This is a genomic window from Halobacteriovorax sp. GB3 (assembly GCF_028649655.1).
Lineage (GTDB): Bacteria > Bdellovibrionota > Bacteriovoracia > Bacteriovoracales > Bacteriovoracaceae > BSW11-IV.
The window spans coordinates 933,859-957,848 of the sequence record NZ_JAQSLN010000001.1 but is presented as its reverse complement, the minus strand read 5'-3'; the positions used below and the strand labels follow the sequence as shown (position 1 = coordinate 957,848).

Sequence of the window (23,990 nt, the reverse complement as noted above, 5' to 3'; positions counted from 1 at the left end):
ATGGATATGATTTCCATTGATCAAATCAAAACTGACAACAAATACTTAAGAGTTGGTGTCAATGTCGATAAGCTTAAAGACAGTATTGAAGCTGTTGGTCTTATTAACCCACTCATTATCAATAAAGATAACCTTCTGTTGGCCGGAGGGCGTCGTTACACGGCCCTAAAAGAGCTAGGATGGACTGAAGTTCCTGTTCGCCAAGTAGATGAAGGGAAGCTTAAAGAAGAGCTCATTTCAATTGATGAGAACCTAGTAAGAAAGAACCTTGAAGATCTTGAATTAGAGCACTCACTATGTCGCGGAAAGCAAATCTATGAAGAGCTTTACCCTGAAACAAAAGAAGAAATCACACTTGAAGATATTAAGCCGAAACCGCCAAAGAAAAAGCTCAACGAAGAAGAGTTAAAAGAAGAACTAGATGAGGCCTTTGGCGAGCTTAAGAAGAAAACATTCGTTCAAGATATCGCTCATAAAACAGGGCTATCTGAGACGGCCATTAAAAAAGCAATTCTTAGAGACTCAGCTGCTAGTGATGAAGTTAAAACGGCTAGAATGAGTGGTGAAATTGGTGCAAGCCACGTTAATGAACTCATTAAGCTAGAAAAAGAGACTCAAGAGCAAATCCTTCCTTATATTAGAGAAAAGAGCGCTTCAGTTGTTAAAGATATGATCAAAGACATCAATGAGATGGGTGTTGACAAGGCCATAGAGAAAACAATTAATAGAGCTCCTGTAACAAAAGAATATATTGCACTTAAAAATACTGCAAAGAGAATGAACAAGATGATTAAAAAGATCATCAAAGATGATCCAAGCTTTGATGGAGAAGAAAGAGCTGATGCTTTTAAAGAAATCGAAAAGCTTAAAACGTCTTTTTTCAATCTCGAGCAATCACTTTATCTAGAATCTCAACAAGATGATGAATACATGGATATGGGTTCACAATCAGAAGACACAGATGAAGAATTCATGCCACCGCAAATGGCGGAATCAAGTGATTTTCAACCGACAATCTAAAAATAGAAAGGGCCCAAAAAAAGGGCCCTTTTTTATAGCTCTAATTTAGAAATACTAATATATCGTCCTCTTTTACACATGAAGCTTTTATACTTTTTGCCTTCATACTCGTGAACTTCCATAACAGCACATTCACTAGGTATCGTGACACTTTGAGAGATTGGTCTAATGAACTTTCCGTCAACCATTTTCATAACATAAACTCGATCACCAACAAAGTATGAAGAGTTAACAACAAGGGCCGCACCTTCAGTCGATTGATAGCGATCAAAAGTTTCTGAAAAGCTTGTCCCTGGAAATGATGACTCTCTATTAATTGGAAGATAAGAGCTGCCAGATTCATTAATATTCCAAACATAGTAGCGACTCTCAATAAGTGCCTGGCCATTGATAAAATCGAATGGAGCTTCAATTGGATCACTCCACATATCTGTTTGAAAAACTAGAGACTCCCCTTGTTCATTGAAGACACGAACCTTATTTCTTTTATAAAGAGTTGAAAAATAAGCAACATCTTTTGTGTAGCTAACAGCATTATTTTGAAGAATAAAATGATCTAAAGAAAGAGTTCTAATTTGAGATTCACTCTTTGAACAGAAAGTCACTTCAACAAGTTCATCACTACGATAAGATTTTTTTAAATAAAGAGCTTTAACACTTCCTCTTGATTGATCCGTAGAACTTTGTGGTCTTAAAGAGATAAGATCAAACTCTGTATCAAGACTTAGATCAAGATTTGAAATAAAATCAAAATTTTCAAGTGTTCGAAGTTCCATTTCGACTTTATTCCCATCGACAATAGGATTCATATAGTAAAGCCTAGTCTTTGGAATATTTGGCAGTGAAAAGAAAAAGTCATCAGAGTTATCTTTTTTAGGAACTCCCCATAAATGAGCAAATGCTGGAACATTGATCGTACCGAATTGCTCTGTGGTAATTTTCATTAACTGGATCTGCTCTTCTCTGTTCTTTACCTTAATGAGGTCTAAACCAATATCATCCATCTTCCAATGAGATCTCTCACCAAAGAGAGGTTCTCCTTTACTATTAAAAAGTGAAAAAACGAGTTTTTTCTCTTCTCTGTCTTTATAATAAACAAGATAATCCCCTTCACCATTGCGATTAATATCGACGACAAAGATTCCGTAGACTTCAAGAGCTCTTGGGATAACGAGTTCGAGTGTTTCATAATTTGATTCACTTAATCTTAAAACAGAAAGTGGCGTCTTATTCTTTGGTCTAAGTTCTTTCAGTCGATTGAGATCAAAGTAAAAATACTGCTCACTAGCGATTTTTTTAGTCGTGTCAAAAACTCTTTTTAAGCGTGAGCCTTTTTGAGTGCTACTGAAATGACCAATAAAAGTCGATGGTATGCTTTTTAAAACAACATCATTCTTTTTGAGTTCACGTGAGATATCACGGACAAGGACAATCTCACCTGAATAACGTTGTTTCTCTTGTCCATAAGTTATCTGCAAAGAAAAATCGATATGAGAATCTTTTTGATAATCGAGAACTTTACCATAAAAGCTCACTCTTCCATCTTTATCCGTATCAAATTCCACAACACTCTCTTTAAGAGAAACTGCACCACTTTTTAAAACTAACTCAACTTTCCCCTTCGATTGTCCTGCGACCAAAACCTCTAGAGGAATATCAATGATGAAACTTCCCGTTGGACGTACACGAATCTCATCTATCGCCTTTAGAGAAAGATCAATGAAGGGTCTATCGTTACGATCTTCTAACATTGATTTCAATTGGACGAGTCCAAACTTTGAAGCATCTTCAAGTTGAAGTGTGTTTCGATACAAAATGGCCTTTATCTCACTTAAAGCTAGGTCCTTATCAGATTCGTGAATGAGATAAGCAATGGCCCCTGCTACAAAAGGTGCCGCTTGAGATGAACCGTTATTAATTTCATAACCGGCCTTTCTAAACTTTCTCGATTCAACTTTAGTTGGGTACGTACTTAGAATTCCCTCGCCAGGAGCATATAGATCAACTTTTTGAGAGTAATTAGAAAAGCTTGCTCTTTTAAATTGATTGTCCATTGCACCAACACAAATAACACTTTCGTGTGAGCAAGGATAAACAGGGAATTTTTTATTATTATTTCCACTGGCAACGACAACGGCAACATTTTCTTTTTTCGCTCTTTGAAGAGCTGATTCAATATCTTGGCCATGAATAACTTTTGGCCAGCCCACACTCATATTGATAACTTTTGCTCCATTATCAATTGCAAAATTAATCGCCTTAGCAATATAGGCCGTATATGGTTTTTTATTAAAAAGGAGTCCCTTTAGTTCCGGTGAGAGAACTTTTAACGGCATAATCTTAACAAAGTTTGCTCCCACACCAGTCATACCAATATCATTTGAGCTTGCTCCAATAATCCCACTAACATGAGTACCATGACCGTCTAAATCGACAGGATCTTTAATATCCACAAGAAAGTCCCAACCATAGCATGCCTTCTCGCTTCCTCCTTCAAAACAAGGCCCTTCTTTTTTCCAAATATTATCGACTAAGTCAGGGTGCTCTAAATCAATTCCCTGATCGATGACAGCGACGATAACTTCTTTTTTAAATTTTGGTAAACCTGGCCACTGAATATCAGCGCCTTCGATTCCTTTAATATCTATTTTATTAAGGGCATCTGATTTTCTATCAATCAATTGTCCTGAGTTTTTTAGACCCCATTGATAGGAAAAAAGAGGATCAGTATTAATTGCAAACACTGATTGTATCAACAGAGGAAGTAAAAGCATTAGCGAATAGGCCTTCATTATAAATTCTCCCTCATCCAAGATCCAAACAATTCACTTGCCTGCATTTTAGTATCACGTAAGACTTTAGAAAATGGCCCCTCACTCATGCGAGAACCAATTGTTCCTTGTGCATGAGAGCGAATCTCACTATGGATATACTCCGAATCTTTTCTAAATCCGTTAATCGTTCCATAAATGTAGACATTTTCTCTTTTAACCAAATCAATCAAAACTGACATTGGTAGATAACGATAAATGGTATCGAGAATCTTCGTGGTACACTTCGAATACTTTTTAAAACGTACTTCATCACGATAACGACGACATCTCTTGACTGATTCCTCTATCCAAGAGAAGTCACCACATTGTAATTTCTTAGCAATCGTCTTGGTCTTATCATTACAGAAAATTGTACGAGAATTTTGATAGCGATTCTCAGCTAATTCAATTTCTCTCGAACTACTTTCGATAAATTTCTTTACACCGGCATCGTAAATATTAATATGTCCAACAATATCGTAGAGATTGAGATCTGTTGCATCGTAAACATCACCAACTTCAAAAAGTGTTGTTTCAAAGTCCTTATTCATTTGATTAATCTTTTTAATCAACTTCTTTCGATCTTTTTTCCAGCCAGACTCACCTTGTTTGATTTTGATAAACTCATTGAGAATACGTCCTTCAACACGATCCAGATTGGCCTCATAGACGACACTATCTTGAAAGGCTGAACCAAATGGAGTGTGACCAGGGTTTTTCCAAGTGGCCGAGCGAATACGAAAGTCTTTATCATTTTTTGCTAGCCAAAAATTGGATACATCTTCAATAAAAGAGCGGTAATTTCGACCACGAAGTCTTTCTATACTCTCTCTTAAAAGATAGGCCTTCTTTTTTCCTCTTATCTTTAAAACATAGTCGCCATTTTTCTTTAATCTTTTAAACTTCCACCATAAAAGTGAAAATTTTAAACTTGAGTCTCTATAGCTATTGTCGACAACCAGAACCTTTGAGTTCAATTCATCAAGAGGCCACGTTTCACCGGAGCTTAATAATTTACTTACGGCGTAGGCAGCACTGATATCATCTTTATCTTCAGCTTTTTTCTTTAAAGGTACACGATAATAGTGAACACCATAATTTCCCCTATCTCCACTTTGAGTAAGTCGAAGAATCGGAGCAAAGTAGCGCACATTAAAGGCAATATCATAACCATGGCCCATTCCCTTATCCACATAAACCTGAAGGGCCTCATTTGATTCACGGTAAAGATGAATCCTTGAAATATTAACGGCATCAGTACTTGTGGCCAGACCAATATTCACTCCAGATGGGGTTGAATAATTTAAATTACCTAGAACCTTAGGCGTGATTTGAGTTGTCACAATTAAAGACTCACCAACATCCAAGAGATCATCAATTTTAGAAATGAGTTCATTTCTCTCATTCGTATCAGAACTTCCTGCTAGAGCCATTAAATTCTTTTGTAGAAGATACTTAGAAAGATTAACAAGCATCTTCTTATAAGGTTCTTTGAAGCCTTCTTTTAAGTCTTCAAGAGGTCTCAAGTGTGTAAACGTTTTTAGATAACTCATGTCACCTTTAACGAAAGCGCCATATCCATTATCAAGACCTTCAATACCAAGATGGCCTCCAAGTGAGACGGCAACACCGAAAGTATCGGCAATCTGAACTAGATTAAAATCGTTTTGCCCAGAGACCCCCATGACCATATCTCGAGAGAGAATGACTTTTCCTGAGGCGGTTGGAGAAAACCATGTACCAATGCTCTTCTCTTTAAACTCTCCAGTCTCAATATAATGATCTAGCCCCTCTTGAAAATCTTCTTGGAACCACTTTTGTCTCGATTCCAGAATTCGATCATAAGAGAGTTTCTCATTCACTTTCTGCATAAGTTCGGTTAAGGCCTGACCTCTTAATTCAGAGTAAATATAATATTCAATATCTTTAAAAGGGTTATCTGGTTCTCCATGGGAAAAATAAGAAGCATAATCTTCGTATTTTTCCTTCTTTAAAATTCCATCGACAAGCTCTTGCCCATTTGAAACTTCATAGTTAACAGGAAGGTCATCAGAATTCACATTGAAACTTTTTAGTAGTTGGTTTCTACGAGAGAGAAGCTTTTCTAAAACGAGCTTAGACACACTATGAGGAAACTTTGCACTCTCTACAATTTGCTCAAAATCTAATCGATCAAGTTTTGCAAGACGTCTCAATATCCATCTCGCATCATAACGGTCGGCCGGAATTTTAGAAGGAAAAAAATGAGAGAAGATAACGCGATCTTCATTAATATTGGCCATCTTCCAAGAGAATTTATTCGCACTCTCTTTTAAATCTAATAAGCCATAAATGAGAGCACTAGCACGAACTTCGCGAGCATAGCTATACTGAAGAGGCACACCATAGACGGCATTGTAAAAGTCATCTTCAGCGTAAGAGTAGATAAAGATATCTTTTAAAGTTACTGAATTCTCTTGTTCACTTACGACCCATCTCTTTGAAACCGCTCCCGTTGCACGGTAAACTTCCTTTTCTAAAAAGTTTTTCTTTTGCGTTTCGCTATCAAAATCAACAGTGATTGATCTCAAGTACTGAAGGGTTGGAGATTTATAACCTAATTTATCGAGGAATGCTTTTCTTAGAAGGTATGTGTGTAGGTCTTTTGCCATATTGACGACAAAACGCGACCCTCTAGAATCTCTAATATTAAATCGGCCAAGCCCAATGATTGAAGAGATACTTCCATCAAATTGAACAACTTCACTAGAATCGAGCATTAATGGCGAGAATAATTGAAAGCGATCTTTACCGTCCCAAAACTGTGATGCCTTTGGATTTAGACTCGCTAAATCGACTTCACTGGCCAAAGCTAACGCCTCTTCAGAGTTTAGAACCTCTCCATCAGGCCCAATGAGATCGCCTGCTGGAGAAAATTTTCCAGAAAGCGGAATATCTTGAATCACTTGAGCAGTACTTTGAAAGCTCAAAAGAGAGAATAATAGAACAGTAACTAATTGAAATATCATAATATACACCTAGGTTACTGTCTTTATAGCACGCTTAAAAATTTTCGCTAGAAAACAAAAATTATCTATGAACTTTTTGCAATATTTAGAGGGGAAAACAAAAAAAAAGGGTCCCATGGGGACCCTCTTTGAGTGGAGACAATTTAACTTGTCTTATAGCTCGATTCCAAGATCTGGAAGGAGTCTATTAACAAGGCTGTCAGCTTTGATATTTCTTGTTTTAGAAACTCTTTCGATAAGCTCTTGTTTGAAAGCGTTATCTTCTTGTGCTTTTTGGAACTCTTCGAAAGTTGCTCCAGTGAAGCTCTCGATATCAGCTTTAAGTGCTTGTGCATCTTCTGGAAGAAGCATCTCATCGCTTGAACGTGAAAGCATTTTTGTTGCTTTAACACCAAGAGATACAAGTGAAAGTGAATCTTTCATCTCTAGACCGTAAGTTGCAGAAACGTCAGCTGCTTTTTTAAGAAGTGAGTTCTCTTGTGCTTCTCTGGCCATGAGAGATACATCATATGTATCAGTTTCATCATTGTATGTTTTTCCTGAATCTAGACCGATGTAGTAATCTTCCCAGAAGTCAGAGTGAGTATAAACAACTTCTTCATACTCATCACCGTAACCATCACCTAGGTAACCTGAATCGTACATATCGTCCCAGTTTACATCACGGTACTCATCAGCAAGATTATAATCTGTAGAGTAGTAGTCATAGTACTCTAAAGTTCTTAGGTAACTAAGACTTACTGATACGTTCTTATCATATTTTGCATCGTAAATAACGAACCAGTTTCCTGATCCTCTTTCAGTTTCATACTGATCTTTTACAATGTGTGAAGCATAACGAGTAGAACCATCTACGTCATTTAGAGCTTCAACAAATTCTTGTGCTGAAATATAAGCAGAAGATTGCCAAGTTTTAGAAGGTCCTGTGTAGTTTCCACCAGTTCCTGAACCACCACCGCCACCACAGCTAGCTAAAGTTGCACCTAGAACTAATGTTGCTAAGATAGATTTTTTTGTCATAGTCTCTCCCCTATTGATTAGGCCCTCCAGTTTTAGGAGTGCCATTCCTAATTTTTTTACAAATCCATCCTAGATTTTTCGTTGTTGAAAACATCAATACAATAAACGTGCCAAAAATATCGAGCGATGTAAGATGATTTCATTTAAATTAGGTGTCACTATGAACTATTTACAGAAGCGCATCGCACCACGCACAGCAACATGGTGTCACATCGATACCTGAATTTTGTTTGGAACGGATGCGCGTCGCGCAATACCGGTTTTCGTTGACGAAAGCACCTAAAAAAATTAGCCTTGAGGCAAATATTTTATATATTTCATTTTTAAAATATAACAACAGGGACATGTTGATAACGATGAATGAAATACTAAATCGAGAGCTTGCTCACTTTCAAAGCTTTTTTTCAAGGATGGGATTTAAAAGGATCGATGGAGCCGTCTATGGCCTATTGGTTTTAAGTGAAACTCCTCTTCGATCAGATGAAATTGAACACAAGCTCAACCTCTCACAAAGTGCAGTGAGTATCTCTTTAAAGAACCTCTCATCTATCGGTGCAATTGAATCGACAATTGATCCTATGGAAAAACGAGTTAAGCTCCATAGCGCCAAAGAAGATGCCCTTTCTGTAGTAGCAAGCGTCTTTAGAAAAAGAGAACAAGAGTATATCTATGAGTTCAAGGCCATGGCCAAAAGACTTAAAGACAATTCAGAACTTCAAGATCAAAAAACAGTGGCCAAAAGACTGGATTCTATTATCCAAACTTGTGAGACGGCCGAGGCGGTTATGAATTTTGTTATAAAGATAACAAGAGACAAATTGCCTGGAGAATCACTTGCTCTTGCTAAAAAGATCCCTGAGGCCTTGCGCTTCATTGAGCTTGGCACTGATCCAGCAAAGAAAATAACGACACATATGACAAAATCTCTCGCGACCAAACTAATGGGCGGTCTCGATCGTATTGAGAAAAATTTGGAGAACTATCGCTATGAAAAGTAGAATCGTCATCACAGGAGTTGGACTTACCGCTCCCAATGGTAACAACTTAGGGGAATTTAGAAACGCTCTTTTAGAGGGAAAATCAGGAATTCAATTTACTGAAGTACGCCATATGGGAACACTTCCAGCTGGTCTTTGCGATTTCGAAGAGACAAAATATCAATCTCGCAAAATGAGAAAAAGAGGAACAAGGGCCGGCGCAATTGGTATTTACTGTGCCAATGAGGCCATTGTTGATAGTGGAATTAATTTTGAAAAATTTGATAAAGACCGCGTTGGTGTTTACGTTGGAATTACAGAACATGGAAATGTAGAAACTGAAAATGAGATTCACGATCTCTATCAGAACAACCTTAATACAGACTATTGGTCTCACCACCACAACCCAAGAACTGTTGCCAATAACCCAGCAGGAGAAGTAACGCTCAATCTCCAAATTACTGGGCCCCACTATACGATTGGTGCAGCTTGTGCAGCTGGAAACTTAGGGGTTATTCAGGCCGTGCAAATGCTTCAACTTGGTGAAGTTGATCTCGCACTTGCTGGTGGAGTTTCAGAATCACCTTCAACATTTGGAATCTTTGCGGCCTTCAACTCACAAGGCGCCCTCGGTTCTCATGAAGACCCTACTCAAGCGACAAAACCACTTGATAGTGATCGTAACGGGATCGTTATTTCAGAAGGTGGATGTCTTTATACTCTTGAAAGATTAGAAGATGCACTCTCACGCGGAGCTAAGATCTACGGAGAAGTCATTGGATATCACTCTAATAGTGATGCGAGTGACTTTGTTTTACCAAATACCACAAGACAAATTGAATGTATGAACAAGGCGATTGCTAAGGCAGGAATCACTCCTGAACAAGTTGATATCGTGAATATGCACGCAACAGGTACTGTAATGGGAGATATTCAAGAGTGTGACGCTGTTGGAGCAGTTTTCAACTCATACCCTAATACTAAAGTTAATTGTACAAAAGGCTTTATTGGTCATGCCATGGGTGCGGCCGGAGCACTTGAACTTGCAGGGAACCTACCATCATTTACAGATGGAACAGTTCACCCGTGCAAAAAAATTGATAATATCGACCCAAAGTGCGCCCTAGACGGTCTCGTTAACGGCGAGCCAGTTAAGAAAGATGTAAATATTATTTTAAATAACTCATTTGGAATGCTTGGAATTAACTCAAGTCTTATCATTAAGAAATTTGAAGGAGAAAAAAATGACTAACGAACAAGTAAGACAAGCTGTTGTCGATATTATTGCTGACATTGCTTTAGATGACGACGTTACAACAATTAAAGATGAAGTAGCTCTTAGAGAGCAACTAGACCTAGATTCTATGGACTTTCTTGATATTGTTATGGAACTTAAGAAAAGACATAAGATCGAAGTTCCTCAAGAAGATTATCCACAACTTGCGACAATGCAAAGCTGTGTTGATTATCTTGGTCCAAAGTTTAATCAGTAAAAATTCAAAGGGTCTCTTTCACAGAGGCCCTTCGTTTAAAAGGTTCGATCAATGCCTAAAAAGTATGATGCTATCGTAATCGGAGCGGGAATGAGCGGTCTTGCGGCCGGTATTCGACTAGCGATGTTCGATAAGAAAGTCTGCATCTTAGAAAAGCACGTGATTAGTGGAGGACTTAACTCCTACTACAAAAGACAAGGCCACAATTTTGATGTTGGCCTACATGCAATGACAAACTTTGTTCCAAAAGGAACAAAAAGAAAGCCACTCACAAAACTTCTTAAACAACTTCGTATACCCTACGAAACTTTTGAATTAAATGAACAGAAGCAATCAAAGATTGTCTTTCCTGATAAAGAACTAACTTTTACAAATAACCTTGAAGTTCTAAAGCAAGAAGTCCATGAAAAGTTTCCTGATCAAATTGATGGATTCGTAAAACTTCTCGTCAAAATAGAAAACTTCAATGAAGTGGCGCTAGACAACGAAACCGTAATGGCAAAAGATGTTGTGGCCCAATATATTTCCAATGAACAACTTTTAGAGATGATCTTTTGTCCCCTCTTGATCTATGGATCGGCATGGGAAAATGATATGGATTTCTCTCAATTTGTTATCATGTTCAAATCCATTTACATGGAAGGCTTCTGCCGTCCAAAAGGTGGAGTGAGAACTGTTATCGATACTCTCCTTGAGAAATTTGAATCTCTTGGCGGAGAACTCCTCTTTCGTCACGAAGTCACTAAGCTCATCCACAAAGACGGTAAGATTCAAGGTGTTGAGCTTAAAAAAGGCGATATCCTAGAGGCCCCAGTTGTTCTTTCAAGTATGGGCTATCCAGAGACGATGGCGAGAATTGAAAAAGAGGGAAAAGAAAATCCTGCCGTAGGAAAAATGACATTTACAGAGTCAATTATGATTCTTGATAAAAAGCCAATTGATATGGATTTTGATACGACAATTATTTTCTATAATGAGAGAGACAAGTATCACTATCGATCACCTGAAGAACTCTATGATAAAAAAAGTGCTGTCATTTGCTTTCCAAATAATTTTGAAATTGATGATTATAATGAAGGGTGGATTCGAGTAACTAATATGGCAAACTTTGATAAGTGGAAAGAACTTGAGAAACCACTTTATCGACAAATGAAAGAAGAAGTCTTTAAAGATTCGGTTCAAATAACAAAGAATTGTTTACCGAATTTTGATGCAAATATTCTTTATAAGGATGTCTTTAGTCCAACGACCATTCAACGATACACTGGTCACTTCGGTGGAACAGTCTATGGAAGTACAGACAAATCCAGAGATGGGAAAACATCAATTGATGGACTTTATCTCATTGGTACTGATCAAGGTTTCCTTGGTATTGTAGGTTCCATGCTAAGTGGAATCAGTATGGCAAACCTCTATGGACTCATGGAATAAAAAGGACCAAAATGAAATATAACAATGTCGTTATTCGCGACTTTGCCTATGCTCTTTCAGAAGATGTCATGACAAGTGATGATCTTGAAAAAAGACTTGAGCCTGTTTACAAAAGACTCCGCCTTCCAGCAGGTAGACTTGAGTTAATGACAGGGATTAAAGAGAGACGCCTATGGAGTCCAGGGACTCTTCCAAGTGATCTCTCAACAATGGCAACACAGAACCTTTTTAATAAAGGCAATGTCAAAAAAGAGGAAATTGAAAAGATTGTTCACGCTTCAGTTTGTCGAGATTTCCTCGAGCCCTCAACGGCCAGTATTGTTCATGGAAATCTCGGCCTAAGCGAAGACTGTATGATTTTTGATCTATCCAATGCTTGCCTTGGTGTTGTCAATGCCATGGTAATGGCGTGCAATATGATCGAATTAGGGCAAATTAAAAATGCTCTTATTGTTTCAGGTGAAAACGGCGGGCCACTTCTTGAAGAGACAATTAAAAAACTAAATACAGATGAGTCGATCACAAGAAAATCCATAAAAAAATATATTGCAAATCTCACTATCGGATCGGCCGCAGTTGCCTTTGTTCTTTCTCACAAAGATCAAGCAAGTGATGCTCCTAGAATTTTAGGAGGTGCCTGCATGACAGATAGTAGCGCCAATAAGCTCTGCCAAGGAGATGGCGACCCAGGAAGCTTGATGATGGAAACTGATTCTGAAAAGCTTCTTGAACATGGGATAAAGCTTGCAAGAAAAACATGGCTTAAAACAAAAGATGTTCTTAACTGGAAACATGATGAAATAGATTGGGTTATTGGTCATCAAGTTGGTACGGCCCATGAAGAGCAAGTCATGCGCGCTTTAGAGTTAAAAGATAGACCTACTCATATTACTTACGATCTTTTAGGAAACACTGGCTCTGCGGCCCTTCCCATTACATTGATTAAGTTATTTGAAACGGGACAATTAAAAAAGAATCAAAATGTAGCTCTGGTAGGAATAGGATCAGGGCTTACTAGTATTATGCTTGGAGTAAAATGGTGAGAGAAATAACGATTCCACAGGACCTTAAAGAAGAATATCCATTTAAAAGTAATTTTCTTTTAAAGAATGGACTTAAATATCATTATGTAGATGAAGGAAAAGGCGATCCTGTTCTCTTTCTCCATGGAAATCCAACTTGGTCATTCTATTATAGAAACCTTATTAAGGGACTTCAGGACAACTATCGTTGTATTGCTCCAGATCACATTGGTTGTGGTCTTTCTTCTAAGCCAGAAGACTACGAATACACATTAGAAAATCATATTCAAAACGTCGTCGATCTCGTTGAAAAACTAGATCTTCATAATATACGTCTTGTCGTTCATGACTGGGGCGGGGCCATTGGTATGGGTCTCGCGACGAGAATGCCTGAGCGTATTAAAGGAATTGTCTACCTTAATACTGCGGCCTTTCGTTCAAAAAGAATTCCTTATAGAATCGCCGTTTGTAAAATACCAGCGTTTGGGGAATGGATAGTTAGAAAGTTTAATGCCTTTGCCTACCCTGCTACATTTATGGCCACTTCTAAAGGTCTTTCAAAGACAGTTAAGAAAGGATTTCTTCTCCCTTACAACGATTATCAAACACGAATTGCAACAGCTAAATTTGTGCAGGACATTCCACTTTCTTCTAAGCATAGAAGTTATGGAACACTTAAAGAAATCGAATTAAAACTAAAAGACCTTGATGTACCAAAAATGTTTATCTGGGGAGCGAAAGACTTTTGCTTTAATCTGCACTTTCTTAAAAAGTGGCAAGAAATTTACCCTAATGCCAAAGTGAATATCTATGATAAGGCAGATCACTATGTGATTGAGGATGAGAAAGAAAAGAGTCTACAAGATATTAAACTTTTCTTTTCAACAATTTCATAAAGAAACTGAAAGGTAGAAAAATGAAAAATATTGCAGCGAGAATTGATGAGATGGCCAATCTCTATCCAGCAAAAAAAGCTGTGGTTGCTCGTGCTAAAAATGGTAATTATGAACACCTTACCTTCAAAGAGTTAGTTGATCTCTCTCACAACTTTGCTTTTAAGTTTAAAGAGATGGGGTTAAAAAAAGGCGATAAGACACTTGTCTTTGTTAGACCAGGTCTTGATTTCCCTGTAATCACTTTCGCTCTCTTTCGCCTTGGTGTTGTTCCAGTCTTTATCGACCCAGGAATGGGAAGAGAGAATCTCTTCAGAGCGATCTCAAATTTAAAACCAGAGGCCCTTATTGCTGTTCCAGAAGTTCATATTGCGAGACTCTTTTTTAGAGCTCCCTTTAAAGGCATTAAACACTTTGTCACAACGGGCTCCCTTACTTATGGCAAAATGAAATCCATTAAGCCTTGGAAAAGAAATCTTACAAGTGAGCGCATCCTCTCAAATATTGATGAGCAGGATATGGCGGCCATTTTATTTACTTCCGGTGGAACTGGTATCCCTAAAGGGGTTGTATACACACATAAGATATTCAACACCCAAACAGATACTTTAAAAGAGCTCTTTTCACTTAGCGAAAAGGAAGTCGACATACCAGGTTTTCCTCTATTTGCCTTTTTTACAATGGCCATGGGAATGACAAGCTGTATTCCAGAAATGGACCCGTCAAAACCAGCAAAATGTGATCCAAAAAAGCTCGTTCAAAATATCAACGATCATCAAGGTACCTTTGTAGCGGGATCTCCCGCTATATGGGAACGCGTGGCCAACTACTGTGTAGACAATAATCTAAAACTTCAAAGCGTAAAATATCTTGTTATGTTTGGCGCACCTGTATCACCAGAACTCCATAAGAAATTTCAAAAAGTCCTACCTAATGGAACGACTTACACTCCCTATGGAGCGACGGAATCTCTTCCTGTGGCCAATGTGGAAGGACATTTTCTTCTTGAAAATACTGTCGATAAAACAGATCAGGGTCTTGGAACTTGCGTTGGAAAAGTTGCTCCTAATATTGAAGTAAAAATTATAGCGATCACTGACAATGTAATTGAGACTATTGATCAGGCGAATATTCTAAGCCCCTATGAACTTGGTGAGATCATCGTTAAAGGTGATGTTGTCACTAAGGAATACTATCAAATGCCTAAGAAAACGGCCGAGGCAAAAGTCTATGATGGAGAGAGTCTTTGGCACAGAATGGGTGATCTTGGCTATCTCGATCAAGAAGGACTCCTTTGGTTTTGTGGTAGAAAATCCTATCGTGTAACGACCAAAGATGAATTGAAAAGCTCGATTCAATGTGAATCTATTTACAATAACCATAAAGATATTCATAGAACGGCTCTAATTGGTATTGGAAATGAAGGTGAACAAAGACCTGCCCTTGTAATTGAGAGAAAAGATAAGAGAACTAATTTAAAAAATATTGATGATTCATTTAAAAAAGATCTTATCGAACTCTCTAAAAGTTACGAGCATACAAAAGATATTGAAACGTTTTATTTAGCAGATCAATTCCCGGTTGATGTTAGACACAATATAAAAATTGATCGACTTAAGCTTAGAGACCAAGCAATTAGCGGTAAGTTAAAGGAAATCAGATGAATATCTTAGTTACAGGTGCCAGTGGTTTTTTAGGTTTTGAAATAGCGATAGCTCTTAAAGAAAAAGGCCACACTGTCTATAACTTCTCAAGAACTCACACAGAAGAACTTGAAGAGCAAGGCATTCAAACGAGAAAAGGTGACCTCTCTCACTACCCCGACCTCTACCAAGCACTTGAGGGTATTGATGCCGTATTCCATGTTGCCGCAAAAGTTGCGATGTGGGGTAAGTGGGAAGATTTTTATCGCATTAATGTTACTGGTGCTCACAATATGATTAAGGCCTTAAAAGAGAGAGGGATAAAGAAATTAGTATTTACATCCTCTCCTTCGGTAGTTTTCGATAAGCATGAACTTCTTGGAGCAAATGAATCAACTCCCTATCCAACGGACTCACTTAGTATGTATGCTAAGAGTAAGGCCATGGCCGAGAAGTATATTCTTGAATCAAGCGATTCAACTCTTGCAACGTGCGCCCTACGCCCACACCTAGTTTTTGGAAAACGCGATAAGAATATAATCCCAAGACTTGTAGAATCGAGGTCAAAGGGAAAATTAAAGCGTATCGGTAACGGAGATAATCTTGTCGATGTTATCCATGTGAAAAATGCCGTGCACGCTCATCTTCTCGCTTTCGATAAACTTGAAATTAACTCTCCTCTTTCGGGAGAAGCCTACTTTATTGCTCAGGAAAAGCCAGTAAATCTCTGGGACTTTATCGATCAGATTCTCTTAAAAAAAGGTGCAAACAAAGTTGAGGGAAAAGTTTCTCTAAAACTTGCCTACTATCTTGGGGCCTTTGTTGAGCTTTTTCTTAAGCTCTTTAAAATACATAATATTCATCCACCGATGACTCGTTTTGTGGCGCTACAAATGGGAACGTCTCACTACTTCTCTCACGACAAGGCCAAAGAGCATTTTAATTACGAACCAATTCTCACAATTGATCAGGCCCTAGAAGATATTTAGGGCCTATATTTTCAACCTAGATCAGTATTTAAAGAGAAGGCATAATAGATGTATGAAAACTCTATGCCTGATCATAACACTATTTTTTTCAATAAACGCCCTAGCAAAACTAACATTGCAAACGGCCCTCAATTACACAAGTGATACAGATAACGACAAAACATTCGAGTATACAAGACTTAATGGCTCCCTATTCATTGGTGCGTCCATTGGAAAAAAAGATAGACTCTACCTCGGACAGAACGTCTCTCAATTCACAAGAACAGATAACCAAGATGATACAGACTCAGCAGAGATCTCTGTTTTAGAAATTGGCCCAAAAATGGTTTATTATTTCAATGATACAAAGACAGTCTATTTTCAGAGCACGTGGAATCCTTATGCACAAGGGGACTCTACTGGCGCGGAGTCGAAAGAAATTTCAGGATGGAGTTACCAAGTAGGACTTGGATATCAACTAAGAGTTTCAAGAGGCTTCCACCTTGGTGCCAGTCTTAATTATCATGCGCTTAATATAAGTGAGGAGAAAACCTCTGATGGCCAAGCAACAGAGGTTTCTAAAACCTATTCGAGTATATTACCAATGATAGAGCTTGCTCTTCATTTTCGTTAATTATTCCAAATCAACAGAGGCCGGTGTTCTTAACTGATTTTCAAGAAGATGTGTTTTAACAACACCAAGGCCATTGAAGACACCATCAGTAAAATGTGTTCTAAAACCGAAACCATTTTGTTGAGTTGCACTGAATGAACCATTCATAAAAATGTGATCTTTGCCATAGTATTTGACGAGATCACCTCGATTACGCGACTGATAGAAAATCTCGCGAGAAACATCTTTTAGTCTCCAAAGTGGCACTTTATTCAAAGATCTCGTGATAGTCGTTGCTTTTTCAATACACTTCTTATGAGAGTAGCGACGAACTCGCCAAAGCAAAAATCTCTTTTTTACAGTACGACACTTATTATAAAGAGAGTAAGAATAGTTCTCTTGTGACCATTCTTTAATAAAACGATGATAGCTATTATACAATTTATAACGGCACGAAGAGAAAAGACTTCTAATGCGCTTAAAGAAGTTCTTTGATTTCATGTTGCATTGATCCTTAACAAGATTCAAGATTTGATTCTTGTCCTTTTTTAAGAACGACTCAACACCAAGTTTTGCAATACGAAAATTCGATTTGACTTCAAGCGGTCCTACTAATTGATCCTGATTCAAGTAGTGGACAACTTTTGTATCAGCATTCGTATAATTTTTTAAACTTGATACGGCGTAACCTTTAATCTTCTTATTCATACTCCCCGTTGTTTTAAGAGCATCAAAATCAAGACTGTAATGAAGAGAAAGGTCCCCTTCAAGAGAATCAACATCATAATCTTTTTTGGAATCGACGATATCGCGCTTTGATTTATATTCAAGTTCAACTTTTCTAAGTTCATTGTAGTCGCGACTCACAAAAGTAGGCATCTGAAAGATTGCCTGAAAAAGAGAGCTCATTAAACGAGAAAAGAAGTTTTCACGATAGCGGATTTTTTCATAGAGATGCCTAAAAAAACTCTCTTTAACACCCTCTTTTACGACTTCAATATGAGATGTTCTTGAATCGCGAACCCCACCAAAGACAAGGGCAAAGTACTTTGTTTTTTTAATTTCACTGATTTCAGTTTTATGAGAAATAGCATAAGGAGCAACGATATCGGAATCAAATGACTTGAAACTCATAATCTTTTTTACTTCATTAGAAAGAGCTCCTCCTTCTTTATAGAGTTCAAAAACACCTTCTCTATTAAATGAGAGGTAGGTTCTCCAAGATTCCTTTAACTCGTAAGAAAAGTCATAAGAAAGTAAAGTGAGGCGTAGGAAACTGAAAAATTCGGCAATCAAAGCAGCTGATGCCCCCGCAACGACGGACTTTTCTTTTTCATAACTAATTTTAAGTTTCGTATCTCCGAGATCATCTTCACTTCCAATGGCCTGCACATCCACCTTTGCAATTCTAGAGTACTTAACAAGGCCACCGAATTGAAGACCAAGACCGGGCTGCACAGGAACACTTCCAACGGCCATGGCCTGAGCCGAGAGAGAGTCTTCCTTGGTGACAATTTCATATTCTTTTAAGAGCATAAAATTGGACTTTCTAAAAAAGAGAAAGGGAAAAAGAAGCTTCTTTGCATCAATAACTAGGCCTTCGTTATAACTAGGAGCAAAGTGAACATAACGGTATTTTCTTTTAAAACTTATTCCAGCGAAAGCACCAAGTGCATTTTGGTCGATGGATATTTGACCTGAGTCACTCAGTGTTCTAAAGAGTTTTTGAGCTTCAATGATAATTTCCATTTCATCTGTCACAATCCATCGTGTATCGTGAAAGAGATCAGGGGCAAGTGTTCTTCTGTACTGAACGATAAAGCTTCCAAAATCGTGATTATATCGATATCCAATTGTGTTTAGACCACCAAAGAGACCGCTTTGAGTCATGGCGTCGGCTTGGCGTTGAACAATGTCGTCTTCCTTACCAGAGAGTTCTGTAAGGATTGTTTGGAACAGAAGATTCTGTTCACCAAAAGGCGCTCCGCCAATAGAGTTATCGAAATCCTGATTAATTTTAATGTGCTTTAAATCGCTTGCTACGGTCTTGACACTAAAAATCCAAAAGACCAGGGCCGCAATCGAAATTAGATTTCTCATGGACTCTCCAAGGGTCTTTCGAAACTAGAAATGAGACGTGCAACAGAAAGCTTCGAAGTGTAATGACCGCCTATGACGATCTAATCGACAATTCTAAAGAAAAACTTGACCGTTTTCAACAACTACTACCTATAATCAAATATATAGATTTCTTAACATTTTGGACCAATTGGGCTATTCACTCTTTCATCTTTTTTATCCGATAACTTAAAACAATGAAAATATAGAAGAATTCGATTATCCCCTTAGGATAATCTTCGTTAAATTGAATGAGTTGAAACTCAAAGGAGGAGATATGAGTTTAGAGAATAAAGAAGGACAGAATGTTCCTGAAGTACATTTTATTATTCGTGAAAGTGGTGAATTTAAAACTCTAACAAGTACTGATCTTTTTAAAGGTAAAAAAGTCGTTCTCTTTGCACTCCCTGGTGCTTATACACCAACGTGCTCTTCGACTCACCTACCAAGGTATAACGAGTTAGCAAGCGCTTTTAAAAAAGAAGGTGTTGATCATATTATTTGCCTTTCTGTTAACGATCCCTTTGTTATGGAGTCCTGGGGAAAGGATCAGGAAGCTGAAAATATCATGATGCTCTCTGATGGAAATGGGCAATTTAGTGAAAAGATGGGCATGCTTGTTGATAAGTCAGATATTGGTTTTGGAAAAAGATCGTGGCGTTATTCGATGCTCGTTGAAAATGGTGTGATCACAAAGATGTTTATCGAGCCAGATAAACCAGGTGACCCATTCGAAGTTTCAGATGCTGATACGATGCTTAATCACCTCAATCCAAGAGCAAAACCACCAAAGGCCATTTCGATTTTTACAAGACCTGGGTGTCCGTATTGTATCAAGGCAAAAGATGATCTTAAGGCCCATGGACTTCAATTTAATGAAATTGTCCTTGGAAAAGATACGAGTAATAGTGCTCTTTTTTCAATCACGGCCCAAAGTAAAGTTCCTCAAGTCTTTATAGATGGAGAGCTTATTGGTGGTTCCGATAAATTAGAAAAGTACTTAGCGAAATAAAAAAAGGCCCTCATATTGAGGGCCTTGTTATTTACCAGCTTAAAAGAAGCTCAGGAGCTCTATCTGTATCTATTCTCCACTTTGGAGCATTATCAGGGAATTCACCATTTTCTAACTCATAGAGATAAGCATCAACAATACGATTAAATCCTGATCCCCCCTCTCTATCTTCGACGATATCAAAACTAAGACTTGCTAAATTAGTAAGATCCAAATCCAAAGGAGTAGCCAAAATACCAAGGGAACCAGAAAGTTGAGTTTGCATAAATGGCGTCCATCTGGAAGCTTCAATCGTCGTCCCATCGCTATGAACAAAGAGAACTAATGTATCGTTCAAATTCCACTGAGCAAGTCCATCGACAGCATAATTTCCAGCAGAAATAATATTTCGACGACTCCACTGAACACTTGGAGTGCCAATAGCAGAAGCAGCGTCCCATGATCCTTGCATTTGGATGTTAGGGTTCATTGATAATCCGACTGATGCAATATTTAAATTTTTATTTTCAAAATCACTACACTGACCAGAGTAGGCAATTTCGATTGTTGAAGAGTCTAAGACATCAGTAATCGCGTAATCAAAAACTAAGCTATCACCATCTTGTACCGTGATTTTACTTCTTGGTACAGAGAATGGATCAGTACCATTTGTTTGTAGGTTACACGACATTCCTGGAATAGCATCAGAAGTTGAAATAACATTGGCAAAATAATTTGTAGATGAGCTTGCTTGTTTCGTAAAGTAAGCGTTATTAATTGTACCGTTAGATGTCCCAACTATTGCTCCCGCACTTGCAGGACCAGGAAGGTTAGCATCACCATGATTTTCAACAACACTCATATAACTAATAACTCTATTCATCGTAGCACCTGTAGCATGATTACCGACAACACCACCAATAGAACTATTTACAGAATTCCCACCAACTCTTAAGTCGGCCCAATGAGCAACGTGTACATCTGTGATATCAGCAAAGTTTTGACCAACGACACCACCAATATTTGTAACAGTACCTTGTGTATTAACATTGAAATGAATTTCAGAAGAGGCTTCAGTTAATGATCCAGAATCATTTCGGCCAATAATTCCACCAATGTTTGTAAAAGTATTCGTTTCAGAAGCGTTACTTACAAATCCTGCATGAGAGCGAATTCGACTCATTTGGCCACGGTTTAAACCGACAACCCCGCCAACTTCATTGAAACCATAAACACGACCATGAGTTCTTACTCTTGTAATACGCCCTTGAGTATCATTGAGACCCACAAGAAGACCAATATTACTCTGACCTTGGGCCAAAGAAGAAACGACATTGACTCTTTCAATTGAACCACTATTAAGTCCAACAATTCCAGTTGCATCAGCCGTTGTTGCACTAACTAAGTTATTAGCGAAGTTTACCTTTTTTAGAACTGCATTTGCATTTACTTGCCCGATCACACCGACAGGGTTTCCAGAAGAAGCAACATTGATTTTAGCACCATGAAGAAGAAAATCATTACCATCAAGAGTTCCATTCAACTGTCCAATAACTGATCCACCATAAGTTCCATTTAAAACAACATGCTCACCTAATTTAAAATTCCCTGTGATCGTATTCATCGACACTAATTGTGATTCACGACAAATGATGTAAGGAGAATCTGCACTTCCACGACCAGAGACCGACTGATTAGAAAAAGATGAAGTATTTAATGAAATTTCACATATGTTTTGATCTTCAAAGTTTAATCTTGGAACGTCACCAAGGGTGTGTCTCCAAATAGGTGTTGAAACATCAAAGCCTAAGGCAGTTGAAAGAATATTGTTTGTATCGCGCATTTCAGCAACAGTTTTTTCCGTTCCTCTATTTCCACCAAAATTAGCAAGAGAATGATAAATCGCGTGAGCATTTGCTGCATTATTAGCAGGATTATTTCCAGAGATCTCCCCAATCATACATGTAGTATCATTGGCAGAGCAATTGTGCATAACAGATCCCGCAAAATAGACATTACTCACATTAGCATCTTCATTAAAACCAACAATTCCTCCAAGATTATATGAAGAAAAGTTTGCTCCATTCGATGAGATGTGAACAGCGGCCTGAGAATAAGCATCTCTAAGTGTTCCACCAGATTGAACTTTACCAGCAATACCTCCAACAGAAGGACCACTTCCACTCACATAACCACGGCCTACAACCTCAGTTACGGAACCAGAATTAAAACCAACAACTCCACCTAGATAAAGTTGAGTTGTATCAGCGTTTTGAAAATAGTCGTTATTAACGTAAGTATCTGCAACAGACTTTAGTATTGTTCCGGAGTTCGAACCAGTAATTCCACCGATTCGAGAGTTCTCACCACTAACTTCACCGCGAATAAATTGAACTCGCTCTAAAGTCCCAAGGTTCTCACCAACAATACCACCAACATAAGAATCGACGACTGTACCACTTTGATTCTTATTTCGAGACTCTACATTTGTTTTAATGACTTTAACATTTTTAACTGTTCCATGGTTTCTACCAACAATAGCGCCAAGATATTGACCACCGTTGAAGTTTCCTTTTTCAATCGTTAGATTGACAACTTCTCCAGCAGTACCAAGTTCACGAACTAGCCCTAACTTGGCAAATTCTTCTCTTTCAATCATTGTAGAGATCATTTTGAAATTATTCCCTTCGAGAACTCCATTATAAATAGAGCCTCCTGCGACTTCAGACTCTGATTGAATCGGAGCACTTGAACAGTCACTATGATCAGATAAAAGACCACCAATTGGAATAATACTCTCACCTAATTCACTACAAGCTGGAACAGGTCCTTTTGGATTTGGAATATTAATAGAATTTCTAAAATCGAGGTTACTTAGAAGAAGGAAATTCTTATCTAAGTGAACATTTTGAATTAAATTAAATTGAGAAGCATTACAAAGCCCATGCCAGTAAGTATTTGTAGAACCAAAGGCAAAGTTATTAGTTCTATTTCTTGGAGCTTGGCAAACTTCGGCCATTGAAGTTGTCAGGTAAAGACTTAGGTTTTCAGCAGATGTGTCGTAGAAACTTTTTGATTCTAGTGCACTACCCATAAGTCCCTTTTCAAAAAGGTAATCTTTAAAGCCAAGAGTAGTTGTATCATTACAATCCTCACTCCCATAATAGGCCCTAACAATAGTTCTAAAATCTACATTTCCACCATTCATTGGGTAACTAGCAGCTAACCCACTCGCGCTTGTATTTGCATTAGCTAAAACTGCACGACCGTTATCTCTAGAAGAGAATCTATAACAACCAGAACGAATAGCGTTCTCAGGTCTATCAACAAGAACTCCCTCAGTATCGAGATATGGAATAAGAAGAACTTGAAAAGAAGAAAAATACCCTTTCTCTTTAGAGTCACAAACCGAGAAAGCATCAGATACATCTGTTAATTTTCGACAACTGTTGACATTAAGACCAGGAAGCTTTGAGATTGTACTCGTTCCAGAAACTTGAAAACTACTGGCCAGACAATTCGATTCATTAAAGTTTAGAACAACTTCTTGCTCCCCTTCTACAAGGTCAGCTCTTTTAACAGCACAGCGACTCTTACCTAAGAAATTCCCATTAGTTCCTGTTGAATCAGCACCATCCCACATGACACCTTTAAAGGTCCATGTCTCAATAGAGAGATCCATAACAAGCTCAGTGCCAGCAACGAGCCTTCTAGCGAATTTCTTTCCACTCGCAGAAGTTCCATAAAGCATGGCGCCCCCTTGGGCGTGAGTACTAGCAGTTCCCGTCAAAGCACCAAGACGTACGGAGAATTCAGTCTTTGATGTTTCCTTTTTTCCGGAACACGAAGCAATTAAAAAGAGAATGAAAACTAATGACCATCTAAATTTCATACTGTTACCTTATTATCAATAAGCTTAATCGACACAGGCTTATCGTCTGAATGATTCATTTTCTTAAGACAGCATAACAATCGATAAG

16 protein-coding genes are annotated in these 23,990 nt (G+C 38.0%); 11 read left to right on the top strand and 5 right to left on the bottom strand.

Annotation, left to right across the window (positions count from 1 at the left end):
• Positions 1-1,020 carry a ParB/RepB/Spo0J family partition protein gene (locus HBN50_RS04555; protein ID WP_273868292.1) on the top strand — a complete coding sequence of 340 codons (1,020 nt, stop codon included), beginning with the start codon at positions 1-3 and terminating at the stop codon, positions 1,018-1,020.
• Between the two features lie 32 nt (positions 1,021-1,052).
• Here HBN50_RS04555 and HBN50_RS04550 read toward each other — a convergent pair whose 3' ends face one another.
• The 3 genes from HBN50_RS04550 to HBN50_RS04540 all read right to left on the bottom strand — a co-directional run bounded on the left by HBN50_RS04550 (position 1,053) and on the right by HBN50_RS04540 (position 7,861).
• The gene (locus tag HBN50_RS04550) at positions 1,053-3,812 is read right to left on the bottom strand and encodes a S8 family serine peptidase (RefSeq protein WP_273868291.1); all 2,760 of its coding nucleotides are present in this window, start codon (positions 3,810-3,812) and stop codon (positions 1,053-1,055) included.
• The gene (locus HBN50_RS04545) at positions 3,812-6,841 is read right to left on the bottom strand and encodes a hypothetical protein (protein ID WP_273868290.1); all 3,030 of its coding nucleotides are present in this window, start codon (positions 6,839-6,841) and stop codon (positions 3,812-3,814) included. Before HBN50_RS04545 ends, HBN50_RS04550 begins: the two co-directional genes overlap by 1 nt.
• A 153-nt stretch (positions 6,842-6,994) precedes the next feature.
• Positions 6,995-7,861, bottom strand: coding sequence for a hypothetical protein (locus tag HBN50_RS04540; protein WP_273868289.1), 867 nt, complete (start codon positions 7,859-7,861; stop codon positions 6,995-6,997).
• 356 nt (positions 7,862-8,217) lie between these two features.
• On the opposite strand from HBN50_RS04540, the gene HBN50_RS04535 reads away from it, so the two are divergent.
• From HBN50_RS04535 to HBN50_RS04495, 9 genes are read left to right on the top strand one after another with little or no spacing between them, the layout of a single operon-like run.
• Positions 8,218-8,859 carry a GbsR/MarR family transcriptional regulator gene (locus HBN50_RS04535; RefSeq protein ID WP_273868287.1) on the top strand — a complete coding sequence of 214 codons (642 nt, stop codon included), beginning with the start codon at positions 8,218-8,220 and terminating at the stop codon, positions 8,857-8,859.
• Positions 8,849-10,090: a beta-ketoacyl-[acyl-carrier-protein] synthase family protein gene (locus tag HBN50_RS04530; RefSeq protein ID WP_273868285.1), complete on the top strand. Its 1,242-nt coding sequence runs from the start codon at positions 8,849-8,851 to the stop codon at positions 10,088-10,090. The genes HBN50_RS04535 and HBN50_RS04530 overlap by 11 nt, the downstream gene beginning before the upstream one ends.
• Entirely contained in the window at positions 10,083-10,331 is a 249-nt protein-coding gene (locus HBN50_RS04525; protein ID WP_273868283.1) for an acyl carrier protein, read from the top strand. The genes HBN50_RS04530 and HBN50_RS04525 overlap by 8 nt, the downstream gene beginning before the upstream one ends.
• Before the next feature lie 51 nt (positions 10,332-10,382).
• Complete coding sequence (locus HBN50_RS04520) at positions 10,383-11,762, top strand: phytoene desaturase family protein (protein ID WP_273868281.1); 1,380 nt, start codon at positions 10,383-10,385, stop codon at positions 11,760-11,762.
• An 11-nt stretch (positions 11,763-11,773) separates the two neighbouring features.
• Positions 11,774-12,805: a 3-oxoacyl-ACP synthase III gene (locus HBN50_RS04515; RefSeq protein WP_273868280.1), complete on the top strand. Its 1,032-nt coding sequence runs from the start codon at positions 11,774-11,776 to the stop codon at positions 12,803-12,805.
• Positions 12,799-13,680, top strand: a complete 882-nt coding sequence (locus HBN50_RS04510; protein ID WP_273868278.1) for an alpha/beta fold hydrolase — start codon at positions 12,799-12,801, stop codon at positions 13,678-13,680. The genes HBN50_RS04515 and HBN50_RS04510 overlap by 7 nt, the downstream gene beginning before the upstream one ends.
• A 20-nt stretch (positions 13,681-13,700) precedes the next feature.
• Positions 13,701-15,341, top strand: coding sequence for a fatty acid CoA ligase family protein (locus tag HBN50_RS04505; protein WP_273868277.1), 1,641 nt, complete (start codon positions 13,701-13,703; stop codon positions 15,339-15,341).
• Positions 15,338-16,309 carry an NAD-dependent epimerase/dehydratase family protein gene (locus tag HBN50_RS04500; protein ID WP_273868276.1) on the top strand — a complete coding sequence of 324 codons (972 nt, stop codon included), beginning with the start codon at positions 15,338-15,340 and terminating at the stop codon, positions 16,307-16,309. Before HBN50_RS04505 ends, HBN50_RS04500 begins: the two co-directional genes overlap by 4 nt.
• 52 nt (positions 16,310-16,361) lie before the next feature.
• Positions 16,362-16,922: a hypothetical protein gene (locus HBN50_RS04495; protein ID WP_273868275.1), complete on the top strand. Its 561-nt coding sequence runs from the start codon at positions 16,362-16,364 to the stop codon at positions 16,920-16,922.
• Here the strand turns inward: HBN50_RS04495 and HBN50_RS04490 are convergent, their stop codons facing one another.
• Entirely contained in the window at positions 16,923-19,001 is a 2,079-nt protein-coding gene (locus HBN50_RS04490; protein ID WP_273868273.1) for a hypothetical protein, read from the bottom strand.
• A 295-nt stretch (positions 19,002-19,296) separates the two neighbouring features.
• Here HBN50_RS04490 and HBN50_RS04485 point away from each other — a divergent pair, with 295 nt between their 5' ends.
• Entirely contained in the window at positions 19,297-20,031 is a 735-nt protein-coding gene (locus HBN50_RS04485; protein ID WP_273868271.1) for a glutathione peroxidase, read from the top strand.
• Between the two features lie 31 nt (positions 20,032-20,062).
• Here HBN50_RS04485 and HBN50_RS04480 read toward each other — a convergent pair whose 3' ends face one another.
• Positions 20,063-23,902, bottom strand: a complete 3,840-nt coding sequence (locus HBN50_RS04480; protein ID WP_273868269.1) for a GLUG motif-containing protein — start codon at positions 23,900-23,902, stop codon at positions 20,063-20,065.
• Positions 23,903-23,990 lie beyond the last annotated feature (88 nt).